Origin of the sequence: Nonomuraea sp. 3N208, from assembly GCF_052245935.1 — a bacterium.
Taxonomy (GTDB): domain Bacteria; phylum Actinomycetota; class Actinomycetes; order Streptosporangiales; family Streptosporangiaceae; genus Nonomuraea.
In genome coordinates, this window is sequence record NZ_JBQQBR010000022.1 from 59,492 (window position 1) to 71,933 (window position 12,442).

Genomic DNA, 12,442 nt, shown 5'->3' on the forward strand with positions numbered 1-12,442 from the left:
GCCCGGTGCGCGGCCCTCGCAGTCAGATCAGGTCGAGAACAGCATGCCCACCCAGCTGCGCTGCCGGTGGTGGCCGTAGTGGTGACCGCCGCCGTGCGGCGCGCCCCAGGCCGGGCCGGGGGTGGGGGGCGGCGGGGGAGCCGCGTGGTATTGCGTCTCCATCCTGGTCAGCGTCTCCAGCTCGCCGTAGTCGAGAAAGATCCCACGGCAATTGTCGCACTGCTCGATGTGGACGCCGTTGCGCTCATAGGTCCGCATATTCCCGCGGCACTTAGGGCACTGCATCTAAGTCGCTCTCCTTGGCTTCGGGGCTTCCAGGATGAAACCTACCGCGCGCAACCCCATCACGCTCGGACGATTCTGTTGCACGACTCGACTAACGAATGTTCGACCTCGTCCAGTTCCCGCCTGTCACGTTCGGCGTTGAGCACGGCCACGGCGGCCAGCTGCACGGTGAGCGCCCTGGCCGGCACGTCGAGCCGCTGCCACGGGTCGTCGCCCCGCCCGAGCGCGGGCCCACCGGAGGCCAGGTACGCGCCGAGGAAGCGCTCCCAGACGGCCGGATCCAGCAGCCCCGCGGCGTACCAGGCGGCCGGCCTGGCCAGGTCCCACGCCGGGTCGCCGACGCCCAGGTCGTCCACGTCGATGAGCAGCCAGCGGTCGCGGCAGACGAGCTGCCCCAGGTGCCAGTCGCCGTGCGTCAGCAGCCCGGGCGCCGGCGCCGACTCCGGCAGCTCCTTGAACGCCCGTCTGATGAGCTGCTCGACGGGCCCGTCACCGGTCATGCGGTCCACCGCGCGGGCGGCCCGTGCCGGTCCTCCGGCGGCGGGCAGCGGCGGCAGAAACGTGAGGGGGATGGCGTGCAGCGCGGCCAGCAGCCTGGCGCCTTCCTCCCACGGCGCCGAGTCCGGGTCGTCCTGCGAGACGGGGCTGCCCGCGGGCCAGACCGTCACCGCGCGTCCGCCGGCCGACAACACCTCGGGGTGGAGCGGGGCCAGCATGACGCCGCTGACCGCGGCCGAGGCGGCGGCCCGCAGCCGGATACGCAGGGCGTCCGCGTCGTCGCGGGCGGAATGGGCCTTGACCACGACCTCGCCCCTGCGTAACACGACGACGTCCGTGCGCGTCGGATGCAACACGGGTGCTCCCGCGCCGCCGTACCTGGCGGCTATGCCCGCCAGCTCCTCCTCCAGACCCACTCGTACAGACTAGGGTGCATGAGAATCGGTTTCGCCGTACCGCAGTCAGGGCCCTGGGCCACGCCGGAGAACATGCGCCGCATCGCCGTGCGGGCCGAGGAGCTCGGCTATCACGAACTCTGGACGTTCCAGCGGCTGCTGTACCCGGTCGGGCATCCCATGGGGCCGACCTACCGCAGCGTGCACGACCCGGTCGTCCCCCTGGCCCACCTGTCGGGCGTGACCGGCCGCATCCGGCTCGCCGTGGCGGTGATCAACGCGTACGTGCCGCCGGTGCTGCTGGCCAAGCAGCTGGCCACCCTGCAGACGCTGTCCGGGGGCCGGCTCACGGCGGGGATCGGCCTCGGCTGGCTGCCGGAGGAGTTCGAGGCGTCGGGCGTGGGCTTCGAGCGGCGGGGGCGCAGGGGCGAGGAGTTCGTCGAGGTGCTGCGCCGGGCGTGGACGGACGACGTGGTCGAGCACCAGGGCGAGTTCTACCGGGTGCCGCCGGCCCACATCGACCCCAAGCCGGTGCCGGGCCCGCCGCCGATCCTGCTCGGCGGCACCGCCGAGGTCGCGCTGCGCCGCGCCGCGCGGCTGGCCGACGGGTGGGTGAGCTCCAGCAGGGAGGACCTGTCGGCCATCGCCGGGCGGGTGGAGCTGATCAAGGCGGCGCTCGCGGAGTCGGGGCGGGACGCGGCCGCGTTCAGGTTCGTGTGCCGGGGCGTCACCCAGGTCAGGGACGGCGGGGAGCGCCCGCTGACGGGCCCGTACGACAAGATCAGGCGGGACCTGGACGAGCTGGCCGCCAGCGGCGTGACGGACGTCTTCCACGACCTCAACTTCGACCACGAGATCGTCACCGCCGACCCGAAGGAGGCCATGCGCCGGGCCGAGGAGGCGCTAGAGGCGCTGGCGCCCTAGCCGCCGCCGTACGGGACCGTGATGATCTCCAGGTTGTGGCCGTTGGGGTCGGACCAGTAGAGCCCGCGACCTCCGTCGTTGGTGTTGATCCGCTCCGGCTCCTGGTGGAACGGGTCCGCCCAGTACGTGAGGCCGCGCTCCTTGATCCGGCCCTGGATCTGGTCGAATTCCTCCTCGCTGACGAGGAACGCGTAGTGCTGCTGGGGCACCGGCCCGTCGACCTGGACCACGTCGAGCGAGACGTCGTTGCCCAGCGTGACCACGCGGAACGGGCCGTAAACCGGCGCCGGCTCGAGGCCGAGCACGTCGACGAGGAAGGCGGCGGTCTCGTCCCTGTCCTTCGCCGGCACGATGGTGTGATTGAGATGGACAGCCATACTTCGAAGGCTATGCCAAGTGCTGCGCCTCGCCCGCGACGGCGTGGCGCAGCTCGCGGATGCCGTCGCGGCCCCGCACCGGGTGGACGGCGTTGGTCAGCAGCACCACGGTGAGCCGGCGGGCCGGGTCGATGAGGAGCGAGGTGCCGGTGAAGCCGGAATGGCCGTACGCGCCGTCGCCCGGCGTGCCTGCGAGGGCCGGGTCGCCGATCCGCACGCCCAGCCCGTGGCGGAAGGCGGCGCCCTCGGCGCCCTGATCGCGCACCATCTCGGCCACGCTCTCCGGCCGCAGCACGGGCCCGCCGCCGAGCCGCAGTGCCTCGCCGAAGGCCAGCAGGTCGTCGGCCGTGGCGAACAGCCCGGCGTGGCCGGCCACGCCGCCCAGCGCGTACGCCGTCTCGTCGTGCACCTCGCCGCGCACACAGCCGGGTCCCGGGCGCTCGGGCTTCCACTCGGTGGCGGCGACGCGCGGCAGCGCGCCCGGCCGGTAGCCCGTGTCGGCCAGGCCGAGCACATCGGTGATGCGGGAGCGCACGAGCACGTCGAGGGGCGCGCCGCCGGTCAGCTCGGCCAGCCGGCCGGCCATGATCATGCCGACGTCGCTGTAGAGGTAGGGCCCGCCGACCGGGTGGGTGATCGGCGTCTCGAGCATCGCGGCCAGGCGCTCGGCCGGGTCCGCGGTGGGCAGCTCCAGGTCGATGCGGCGGGTCGGGGTCAGGCCCGCCGTGTGGGTGAGCAGCCGGCGGAGCGTGATGCGCCGGTCCAGGCCGGGGATCCAGGCGGCGGCCGGCTCGTCCAGGGCGATGCGGCCCTCCTCGGCCAGGGAGAGCAGCACGGCCGTGGTGAAGAGCTTGCTGATCGAGGCCAGGTCGAAGATCGAGTCGCGGCGCGCGGGCGGCCGGTCGGGGGCGAGGGTTCCCTCGGCGTCGGCGTAGCGTACGAGCTCGCCGGTCGCGGCCGCGGCGGCCACGGCGCCGTCCACGGCGATCAGCGCGACCGCCGCCGAGCAGACCCGCGGCACCGCGCCCTCCAGAATCGCCCGCAGCCCCGTCATGCGACCCGCCCGATCGGACATCCCCGTCCTCCTAAGCCCCTCGATCGGACATCCCCGTCCCCCGAGCCCCTCGATCGGACATCCCCGTCCCCCTAAGCCCCGAGCCCCGTATCCGTCGCCCCGAACCCGGTCTCTCCCCCAGGAGAGGCGGTTCAGCCGCTCAGCGCGTCACTGAGGCGCTCGCCGTGCGAAGCCAGCAGCGCGCGGGCCGCGTCCGCGTCGAGCCCGTGCTGGATCATCAGCACCGCGATCTTCGTCTGACCGCCCGCCGCGTCCAGTGCCGCGCCCGCCGTCTCCTCGTCCGCGCCGGTGATGTCGGTGACCATGCGCAGCGCCCGGCCGGCGAGCTTGTTGTTCATCGCCGACATCTCGACCATCTGGTTGCCGTAGGTGCGGCCGAGCTTGACCATGCAGATCGTGGAGATCATGTTCAGCACGAGCTTCTGGGCCGTGCCCGCCTTCAGCCGCGTCGAGCCGGTCACCACTTCAGGCCCCACGACCACCTCGATCGCGTGCTCCGCGGCGGCCGACAGCGGCGCGCCCAGGTTGCACGACAGGGCCACGGTGAGCGCGCCGCGGCGGGCCGCCTCCGCCAGCGCGCCCAGCACGAAAGGGGCCCGCCCGCTGGCGGACACGCCCACCACCGAGTCCAGCGGGCCGGCCTCCAGGTCCTGCAGGGCGGCGGCGCCTGCCTCGGCGTCGTCCTCCGCACCCTCGACGGACCGGGTGAGCGCGTCGGGTCCGCCCGCGATGATGCCCTGCACCAGCGAGGGGTCGGTGCCGAACGTGGGTGGGCACTCGCTGGCGTCGAGCACGGCGAGCCGTCCCGACGTGCCCGCGCCGACGTACAGCAGCCGGCCGCCCTCGGCCATCCTGGCGGAGATCGCGTCGATGGCGTCCGAGATGGCCGGGATGGCCACCGCGACGGCCGCGGGCACGGCCGCGTCGGCCTGGTTCATCAGTTGGGCGATCTGCTCCGTCGGCAGCCGGTCGATCTGGCTGTAGCGAGGATCGCTCTGCTCGGTGGACAGCTCGCGTAGCGGATCAATCATGACGCTAATTTCCACCCTAATCTTCCTTCTTGTAAATATATTTCAGCACAATGGCCTGATGGCACATGTGCGTACCGGAACTGAACGGCTGTCGGCGGATCCCGCGCTCGCGGGAGGCTCCCGCCTCGGCCTGGTCACAAATCCCACCGGAGTCCTGCCCGACCTGACCCCCACGCCGGACGCGTTGCTGGCCGCGGGGGTGCGGCTGACCGCCCTGTTCGGCCCCGAGCACGGCCTGCGCGGCACCGCCCAGGCGGACGGGAGCGAGGCCGACACGGTGGACGACCGGACCGGCCTGCCGGTGTACGACACCCACAAGCTGCCGGGTGAGGCACTGGACCGGGTGGTGGCCGGCACCGGCGTGGACACGCTGGTGTTCGACATCGCCGACGTGGGCGCCCGGTTCTACACCTACGTCTGGACGATGTACGACCTGATGGCGTCGGCCGCCCGGCTGGGGCTGCGGTTCGTGGTGCTGGACCGGCCCAACCCGCTCGGCGGGACCGTGGCCGAGGGGCCGCTGCTGGATCCGGCGTTCGCCAGCTCCGTGGGCAGGTTCCCGCTGCCGATCAGGCACGGCAGGACGGCCGGGGAACTGGCGCTGCTGTTCGGGTTCGACCTGGACCTGACCGTGGTGGAGATGGCGGGCTGGCGGCGCGACATGACGTACGCCGAGACCGGGCTGCCCTGGGTGATGCCATCGGTGAACATGCCCACCCCGGACACCGCGCTCGTCTACCCCGGGACTGGCTTGTTCGAAGGGACGAACTTCTCCGAGGGGCGCGGCACGACCAGGCCGTTCGAGCTGGTCGGAGCCCCCTACGCGGACGCGCGCCTCGCCTGCGAGCTCAATGCGCTCGGCCTGCCCGGCGTGCGGTTCAGGGACGTCTGGTTCACGCCGACGTTCCACAAGCACGCCGGGGTCCCCGTACGCGGGGTGCAGCTGCACGTGCACGACCGGGAGACGTTCCGGCCGGTGCTGACCGGCCTGTCGATGCTGCATGTGGCCCGCACGCTCTACCCGGACGACTTCCGCCTGCTGGAGTTCCTCGACCACCTGTGGGGCTCCGGCACGCTCGCCGGCCGCCTGGAGTCCGGTGCGGACCCCCGCGATCTGTGCCCGCCACCGGGTCGCCCGGCGGGACGGCTGCTCTACGCGTGACATCACACCAGGTCGCGCCGGTAGAGCCAGAAAACGCGCTCGGCCCGCGCGCCCACGGCCCGCGAGTAGAACCGCAGCGGCCCCACCCATCCGATCTGCGCGCTGGCCTGGCCCGCGGCCCGCTGCTCGGCCAGGCACCTGCGCAGCAGCACCCGGCCGAGACCGAGCCCGCGGGCGGCCGGCGCGGTCCCCATCGGCCCGAACCAGGCCGGCCGGGCCCCCCAGGCGGCGAAGGCGAGGATCGCGCCGTCGCGCTCGGCGTAGTGCAGCCCGGCGGCGTTGGCCGCCTCCCACGCCCACCGCTCGTTCCAGTGCTCGGCGACGAACGCGGCGATGCGCTCACGGTCCTCGCCGGACGCGCGCACGGCCACCCCGGCCTTCTCCAGGCGCAGGAGGTCGTCCTCGACGGACAGGTCGACGCTCAGGTCGGCCGTCATGTTCCAGGCCACGTGGTAGCGCTCGTAGCCGAGGCTCTCGGCCAGGCAGGCGGCTGCGGTGTAGCGCACGTCGATGCCGGGCCAGGCGTAGCACGGCGGGTTGCCGGCCCAGCGGGCCTGCCGCGCGCCCTGGTCGCGCAGCCATTCCTCGGCCGCCAGCACCAGCGCCCGGCCGCGCCCCTGCCCTTGGGCGGACGGGTGCACGGCCAGCAGGTCGACGTGGCCGACGCCGGGTTCCTTGGTCGACAGGGACGCCATCACCACGCCGCCGTCCACGGTCAGCGCCGTCCACCGCCGGTCGGCCGGTGGCCGCGACAGGCGCTCCACGAGGGCCGCGCCTTCCCCGGCGTCCAGCGTCAGCGCGGCCTCGGCGATCGTCGCCGCCTCGGCGAGCTCTGCAGCCGTCATCACACCTCGCTCATCGGGCGGGCGATCACGCTGCGGCGCTCGGGGTAGAAGCACGCGTGCTCCTGCGGCGCGCCCGGCGTCACCTGGAGCAGCGGCCGCTCGCTCGTGCACCGCTCGCCGCGGAACGGGCAGCGGCGGGCGAACAGGCAGCCCTCGGCCTGGCTGTCGTCCATCGTCTCCAGCGGCACCACCGGCTGCTCGCCGGGCTGCTCCAGTCCGTGCAGCACCGGGATGGCCGACAGCAGCGCCTGCGTGTACGGGTGCACGGGGTCGGCGATGATGGTGTCCACCGGCCCGCGTTCGATCACCTGTCCACGGTAGATGACGTACAGCTCGCCGTCGTCGCCGATGTAGCGGGCCGTGGCCACGTCGTGCGTGATGAACAGCACGCTCACGCCGAGCCGCTCACGCAGGTCCTTCAGCAGCGCCAGGATGCCCAGCCGCAGCGACACGTCGATCATCGAGACGGCCTCGTCGGCGACCAGCATCTCCGGGTCCACGGTCAGCGCCCGCGCGATGACCACCCGCTGGCGCATTCCGCCGGACAGCTGGTGGGGGTACCGCGACAACACCGTGCCGGGGTCCAGGCCCACCAGCGTCAGCACCTCGGCGGCCCGCTCCTCGATCCACGACGAGGACCGCCCCGTCTGACCGGCCCGCAGGCTCAGCGGCGCGTACAGGGTCTGGTGGATGGTCCTGGTCGGGTTCAGGGCCGAGTACGGGTCCTGGTGGATCATCTGGATCTTGCGGAAGTGCGGCTGCCGCTGCTTGTGCTTCAGCGACGACATCGCGACGTCGCCGATGACCATCTCACCCGCGTCGTACGTCTCCAGCCCCGCGATGATCCGCCCGAGCGTGGTCTTGCCGCACCCGGACTCCCCGATGAACGACGCCGCGCCGCCCTTCGGGATCGCGAAGTCCACGCCGCGCAGCGCCTGGACCTCACGGGCGCCGAGCACCTTGCCCCGCTGCTTGAACGTCTTGACGATGCCGGTTCCGATGATCACGCGTGCTCCTTCACATTCACGGCATGGCAGGCGACGACGCGCGACCCGTCCGCGAGGGCGTCGGGGTCCACGGTGTCGCACACGTCCATGCGCAGCGGGCAGCGCTCCCTGAACACGCAGCCCTCCTTCGGCACGGTCACCAGCGTCGGCGGCCGCCCTGGCAGCGCCTGCGCCTCGGCGATGTCGCCGACGAGCCGCGGAATGGCCTTGATCAGACCCCTGGTGTACGGGTGCCGCGGCGCGCTCAGCACCTGCCTGGTGGGGCCCTGCTCGACCAGGCGGCCGCCGTACATGACGGCCAGCCTGTCGGCGACCTCGGCCACCACGCCGATGTCGTGCGTGATGACCAGGGTCGTGAGGCCGCGCTCGGCGTGCACCTCGCGCACGATCTTCAGGATGTTCGCCTGCGTGATCATGTCGAGCGCGGTCGTCGGCTCGTCGAGCACCACCAGGTGGGCGTTGAGCACCAGTGCCAGCATGATGCCGACCCGCTGCCGCATGCCGCCGGACAGTTCGTGCTGGTGCGAGTCCAGCACCCTGGCCCCGTCCAGGCCCATGCGGCCGAGCAGCTCCTTGGCCTCGCGCACCAGTCCGCGCAGGTCGTCCACGCCGTGCGAGCGGCCCAGGTCGAGCAGCTGCTTGCCGACCGTCTTGAGCGGGTTGAGGGAGTTCTGCGCGGCCTGGAAGACGTACCCGACGTGCTTGCCGCGGGCCTTGCGCAGGTCCTCGCCGCGCAGCGCGACCACGTCGCCGAGCCCGTCGATGTCGACGCTGCCTGCGGCGATCCTGCCCGGCGGCTGCACCGCGTTCAGCAGCGACAACGCCAGCGTGGACTTGCCGGAGCCGGACTCGCCGACGATGCCGGTGATCGTGCCGGGCTCCAGCGTCAGGCTGATGTCCCGGACGGCGGGCAGCTCGCCCGCGGGGGTCTTGTAGACGACCGTGAGGCCGTCGATGCGCACTCCCGGCGCTTGTCTTGCCACGTGTTCTACTCCTCGCGCAGCCGGGGGTTGAAGATCTCGTCCATGGCGTCGACCACGAGCACGATGGCCAGCGTCAACAGCAGGATCGCCAGCAGCGGCCCCAGCAGGAAGCCGAGCGCGCTCGGCACGGTCAGCGCGCCGGAACGGAATACGGCGGTGTTGAGCATCTGGCCCCAGTTGTTCGACTCGTACGGCAGCACGCCCAGGAAGAACAGGCCCACCTGCGCGTACACGCCGCCGGTGATCGCGATCAGCATGTTCATCGCGATGTAGGGCGCCATGCTGGGCAGCAGCTCCTTGCCCACGATGTGCGAAGTGGACAGCCCGAGCCCGCGCGCCGCCTCGATGAACCCGCGCTCGCGCAGCGAGAGCGTCTGTGACCGCACCGCCCGCGCCACGCCGCCCCAGCTGAGCAGGCCCAGCACCAGGCCCATCTGCACGGCGCTGCTGAACTTCCACACCGTGGAGAGCACCAGCAGCAGCGGCAGGCCGGGGATGGTCAGCTTCATGTCGGTCAGCCGCATGAGCACCGTGTCCCAGCGGCCCCGCTTGAAGCCGGAGAACAGCCCGATCCCGGTGCCCACGACCACCGTGATGACGGCGGTGACGAGCGCCGCGAGCAGCACGTACCGCGACCCGGTCACCACCAGCGCGATCACGTCCCTGCCCTGGTCGTCGGTGCCGAGCCAGTGCTCCCAGCTCGGCGGCCTGGTGATCTGGTCAGAGTCGCCGGGCAGCGGGTTCGGGTAGAACATCGGCCCGAACACGCCCATGAACGCGAACCCGATCATGAGCACCGCGCCGACCAGTCGGCTGGGCTTGCGCTTCATGACCCGCCACACGCCCCGCCAGAAGTTGCGGCGCATCGCCGCGCTCGTGGCCGAGCTCTCCAGGAGAACACTCATGCGGACACCTCCTCCCCGCTGCGGACCCGCGGGTCGATGACGCTGTAGAACAGGTCCGCGATGATGTTCGCCACGATGATCGCGACCGTGATCAGCAGGAACGCCCCGCCCATCAGGGCGTAGTCGCGCATCGTGATGCTGTCGAGCAGCAGCTTCCCGAGCCCCGGATAGTTGAAGATGCGCTCGATGAACACCGCGCCGCCCAGCAGCAGACCCAGCGACAGCGCCAGGATCGTGAACAGCGGCAGGATCGCGTTGCGCGTGATGTACCTGAAGATGATCGACCGCTTCATCCCGCGCAGCTCGGCGGCGAGGATGAAGTCGTCGCCGAGCACCGTGACGACGCTCGACTTCATCGCCAGGATCCAGCCGCCGTACGCCGACAGCGCGTACGTCGCGACCGGCAGCACCGCGTGCTGGGCCAGCGAGCCGATGTAGCCGGCGTTGAACCCGGGCTCGTAGAGGATGTCCACGGGCCCGTCGCTCGGCAGGATCGGGATGAGCGTGGCGAAGATCGCGCCGAGTAGCAGCCCCAGCACGTACTGGGGCACGCCGTGCAGCAGCGACCCGGAGATCGCCAGCGCGTCGCCGAGCTTGCCGCTGCGCTTGATGGCCGCGTAGACGCCCATGATGATGCCGACGAGGAAGCTCAGCAGCGTCCCGGCGAGCACCGGTAGAACGGTCCACTTGGCCGCGTCGGCCAGCACGTCCGTGACCGGCGCGCCGGCGTGCGTGATCGACTGGCCCAGGTCGAACCTGAGCAGCCCGGACAGGTAGCCGCCGTACTGCTCCCACAGGGAGCCCTTCGGCTGGAACCCATACAACACGCGCGTGGCCTGCTCGGCCGCCTCGGGCGACATGCCCTGCTCGATGAGCTTCTGCGTGTGCGCGGCGACGGGGTCGCCGGGGATGCTTCTGACGATGAAGAAACTGATCGTCGCGACGACCAGGATCATGACGACTCCGCGGGCCAGATGGCCCGCGAGCCGGCGTGCGATGACAACCATGTATTACTGCTTCTTCTTGACCATGCCGAGCTGCATCCAGACCCCTGCGGGGAGGCGCAGTACATCGGCGTCCTGTGCGGGCCAGCCGCCGAACCGCGTGGTGTTGGTGAACTGGGTGTTCACGTAGTCCCACAGCTGGATCGCGGGAAGGTCCTGGTTGGCCGTCTTGGCCAGCTGAGCCATGATCGGCTTGGCCTCCTCGGCGGAGACCGCGTTCAGCTTGGCCGTCAGCTCACCAGGGTTGACCTTGCCGACGCCCTCGACGTCGATCTCCTCGGCGCTGCCCATCCAGTTGCCGGCCTTGCCCGGCGCGCTGTGCGCGACCTTGCCGGCGACGTTGGTCCAGCCGTTGGAGGTGCCGTAGAGGCGCTGGAAGATGTCGTACGGCGCGGGGCCGAGCGCCATCAGCCAGAAGCCGACGTCGTACTTGCCCGCCGCGATCTCCTCCAGGTAGACGGGGTAGTCGGCGACGGTCACGACCTCGGCGTCCACGCCGTTCGCGACCAGCTGGCTCTTGATGTTCTCCTGCGCGGAGATCCAGTCGGAGAAGGGGGCGGGCGCGGTCATGGTGACCTTCCACGGCGAGCCGTCGGCCAGCGCCCACTTGCCGTCCTTCTTCTGCAGGCCGGCCTCCTTGAACTCGGCCTCCGCCTTGGCCACGTCGTGCTTGTACGGCTCCAGGGCGGCCAGCTCCGAGCCGATCCACTCCTGGGCCGGCTTCTGGTGGATGCCGGAGGTGGTCACCGCCGGGGTGCCGCCCTCGGGCGAGGCCACCTTGGTCACCTGCCCGCGGTCGATCAGATAGGCCAGGCCGCGGCGCACGTGCACGTTGTCGTACGGCTTCTTCGACTGGTTGAACGCCATGCCGACGGCCACCGGCGAGAAGCCCTTGATGACGTTGGAGCCGGGCGCCTGCTTGATCCGGTTCATCACGTCAGTGGGCATGGCGGTGAAGCCGGCCTGGTCGAGCTTGCCGGCGCTCAGGTAGTTCCAGATCTGCTCGTTGCCGCTGTAGTTGAGGAGCTTCACCTGGTCGGGAACGATGTTCGCGGCGTTGTAGAAGTTCTTGTTCTTCAGCAGCAGTGCCTCGCCGGGGTTGACCCGCTCCAGCACGAACGGCCCGCCCGAGACGTCCTTCGGCGGGGCGAAGGCCAGCACCTTCTGGCCGATGGCGAGGATCTCCTCGCGTGCCTTGTCGGCCGCGTCGCCGGTGCCCTTGGACGTCTTCAGCTTGTCCCAGAAGTCGGCGGGCAGCACGCTGCTCCACACATGTGCCGGCACGACGAAGCTGTCCATGACGCCCCGGGCGAACTTCGCGCTGGGGTTGCTCATGTCCTGGGTGACCTTGACGGTTTTGTCGTCGACGACCTGGATGTCGGCCGCCGCGCCGGCCGCGCCAGGCGTGACCGCGAACGCGGTGCTACCGGTGGTGTAGGCGATGCCGAGGGAGAGCTTGACGTCCTCGGCCGTCACCGGCATGTTGTCGGACCACTTGCCGTTCGGCTGCAGGTGAAGGGTGATCGAGGAGTTGTCGGGAGCGATGTCCCATTTGGCCGCTATGCCGGGATAAAATTGGTTGGGATCGGTCAGGTGGTTCTTGACCCAGCCGAGCTTCATCGCGTTGTAGCCCAGGAAAGAGTTGCCCTTGGGCGCCCATGGGTTCGCGGGGCCGCTGGCGTCGAGGCCTGGCTTGAGTACGTCGACCGTGGTGAACAGGCCGCCACCGCCGCCCGAGCCGCCGGACTTGTTGGTGGTGCCACCGCTACACGCCGCTGTCGCGGCGGCAAGGCCTAGGGCTGCCACTACCGCTGCCAGTCGCTTCATTTGCCGCTCCGGGGGATGTCTAGGGATTGACCGGACACTACGATCACGCCACACCAGCGTCAATAATCTCCACAGGTTGTGAAGCTAATGTAACTTTCCTTCATGAGTGTGCGGAGTGGAACTA

At 70.9% G+C, this 12,442-nt stretch carries 13 protein-coding genes; 2 read left to right on the forward strand and 11 right to left on the reverse strand.

Annotated elements, in window-relative coordinates:
* Positions 1-27 precede the first annotated feature (27 nt).
* Together ACTWPT_RS30780 and ACTWPT_RS30785 are read right to left on the reverse strand one after the other, a co-directional pair.
* Entirely contained in the window at positions 28-285 is a 258-nt protein-coding gene (locus ACTWPT_RS30780; protein ID WP_443180982.1) for a TFIIB-type zinc ribbon-containing protein, read from the reverse strand.
* Positions 286-344: 59 nt separating this feature from the next.
* Positions 345-1,199 (reverse strand): phosphotransferase family protein, encoded by an 855-nt coding sequence (locus ACTWPT_RS30785; protein WP_443180983.1) that lies wholly within the window; start codon positions 1,197-1,199, stop codon positions 345-347.
* Positions 1,200-1,217: 18 nt separating this feature from the next.
* Here ACTWPT_RS30785 and ACTWPT_RS30790 point away from each other — a divergent pair, with 18 nt between their 5' ends.
* A complete protein-coding gene (locus ACTWPT_RS30790) occupies positions 1,218-2,102 on the forward strand; it encodes a TIGR03619 family F420-dependent LLM class oxidoreductase (protein WP_443180984.1) in 885 nt (294 codons plus the stop codon).
* Here the strand turns inward: ACTWPT_RS30790 and ACTWPT_RS30795 are convergent.
* From ACTWPT_RS30795 to murQ, 3 genes are all read right to left on the reverse strand, one after another.
* Positions 2,099-2,479, reverse strand: a complete 381-nt coding sequence (locus ACTWPT_RS30795) for a VOC family protein (protein ID WP_443180985.1) — start codon at positions 2,477-2,479, stop codon at positions 2,099-2,101. The genes ACTWPT_RS30790 and ACTWPT_RS30795 overlap by 4 nt on opposite strands.
* A gap of 10 nt (positions 2,480-2,489) precedes the next feature.
* Positions 2,490-3,554 carry a serine hydrolase domain-containing protein gene (locus tag ACTWPT_RS30800; protein ID WP_443180986.1) on the reverse strand — a complete coding sequence of 355 codons (1,065 nt, stop codon included), beginning with the start codon at positions 3,552-3,554 and terminating at the stop codon, positions 2,490-2,492.
* A gap of 131 nt (positions 3,555-3,685) precedes the next feature.
* Entirely contained in the window at positions 3,686-4,585 is a 900-nt protein-coding gene (murQ, locus tag ACTWPT_RS30805; protein WP_443180987.1) for an N-acetylmuramic acid 6-phosphate etherase, read from the reverse strand.
* Positions 4,586-4,643: 58 nt separating this feature from the next.
* Between murQ and ACTWPT_RS30810 the strand changes: the two genes are divergently transcribed.
* Positions 4,644-5,747 (forward strand): exo-beta-N-acetylmuramidase NamZ family protein, encoded by a 1,104-nt coding sequence (locus tag ACTWPT_RS30810; protein WP_443180988.1) that lies wholly within the window; start codon positions 4,644-4,646, stop codon positions 5,745-5,747.
* Positions 5,748-5,749: 2 nt separating this feature from the next.
* On the opposite strand, the gene ACTWPT_RS30815 is transcribed toward ACTWPT_RS30810, so the two are convergent.
* The 6 genes from ACTWPT_RS30815 to ACTWPT_RS30840 are packed head-to-tail and all read right to left on the reverse strand — an operon-like array spanning position 5,750 to position 12,318.
* Positions 5,750-6,592 (reverse strand): GNAT family N-acetyltransferase, encoded by an 843-nt coding sequence (locus ACTWPT_RS30815; protein WP_443180989.1) that lies wholly within the window; start codon positions 6,590-6,592, stop codon positions 5,750-5,752.
* On the reverse strand, positions 6,592-7,599 hold the full coding sequence (locus ACTWPT_RS30820; RefSeq protein ID WP_443180990.1) for an ABC transporter ATP-binding protein: 1,008 nt from the start codon (positions 7,597-7,599) through the stop codon (positions 6,592-6,594). Before ACTWPT_RS30820 ends, ACTWPT_RS30815 begins: the two co-directional genes overlap by 1 nt.
* Positions 7,596-8,582 (reverse strand): ABC transporter ATP-binding protein, encoded by a 987-nt coding sequence (locus ACTWPT_RS30825; RefSeq protein WP_443180991.1) that lies wholly within the window; start codon positions 8,580-8,582, stop codon positions 7,596-7,598. The genes ACTWPT_RS30820 and ACTWPT_RS30825 overlap by 4 nt, the downstream gene beginning before the upstream one ends.
* 5 nt (positions 8,583-8,587) lie before the next feature.
* Positions 8,588-9,487 (reverse strand): ABC transporter permease, encoded by a 900-nt coding sequence (locus ACTWPT_RS30830; protein ID WP_443180992.1) that lies wholly within the window; start codon positions 9,485-9,487, stop codon positions 8,588-8,590.
* Complete coding sequence (locus tag ACTWPT_RS30835; RefSeq protein WP_443180993.1) at positions 9,484-10,494, reverse strand: ABC transporter permease; 1,011 nt, start codon at positions 10,492-10,494, stop codon at positions 9,484-9,486. The genes ACTWPT_RS30830 and ACTWPT_RS30835 overlap by 4 nt, the downstream gene beginning before the upstream one ends.
* 3 nt (positions 10,495-10,497) lie before the next feature.
* On the reverse strand, positions 10,498-12,318 hold the full coding sequence (locus ACTWPT_RS30840) for an ABC transporter substrate-binding protein (protein WP_443180994.1): 1,821 nt from the start codon (positions 12,316-12,318) through the stop codon (positions 10,498-10,500).
* Positions 12,319-12,442 lie beyond the last annotated feature (124 nt).

What these genes read in the sequence shown, in the direction of transcription:
- ACTWPT_RS30780 (WP_443180982.1), bottom strand. Translation starts at nt 285, where the DNA reads ATGCAGTGCCCTAAGTGCCGCGGGAATATGCGGACCTATGAGCGCAAC.
- ACTWPT_RS30790 (WP_443180984.1), top strand. Translation starts at nt 1,218, where the DNA reads ATGAGAATCGGTTTCGCCGTACCGCAGTCAGGGCCCTGGGCCACGCCG.
- ACTWPT_RS30795 (WP_443180985.1), bottom strand. Translation starts at nt 2,479, where the DNA reads ATGGCTGTCCATCTCAATCACACCATCGTGCCGGCGAAGGACAGGGAC.
- ACTWPT_RS30800 (WP_443180986.1), bottom strand. Translation starts at nt 3,554, where the DNA reads ATGTCCGATCGGGCGGGTCGCATGACGGGGCTGCGGGCGATTCTGGAG.
- murQ (WP_443180987.1), bottom strand. Translation starts at nt 4,585, where the DNA reads ATGATTGATCCGCTACGCGAGCTGTCCACCGAGCAGAGCGATCCTCGC.
- ACTWPT_RS30810 (WP_443180988.1), top strand. Translation starts at nt 4,644, where the DNA reads ATGGCACATGTGCGTACCGGAACTGAACGGCTGTCGGCGGATCCCGCG.
- ACTWPT_RS30815 (WP_443180989.1), bottom strand. Translation starts at nt 6,592, where the DNA reads ATGACGGCTGCAGAGCTCGCCGAGGCGGCGACGATCGCCGAGGCCGCG.
- ACTWPT_RS30830 (WP_443180992.1), bottom strand. Translation starts at nt 9,487, where the DNA reads ATGAGTGTTCTCCTGGAGAGCTCGGCCACGAGCGCGGCGATGCGCCGC.
- ACTWPT_RS30835 (WP_443180993.1), bottom strand. Translation starts at nt 10,494, where the DNA reads ATGGTTGTCATCGCACGCCGGCTCGCGGGCCATCTGGCCCGCGGAGTC.
- ACTWPT_RS30840 (WP_443180994.1), bottom strand. Translation starts at nt 12,318, where the DNA reads ATGAAGCGACTGGCAGCGGTAGTGGCAGCCCTAGGCCTTGCCGCCGCG.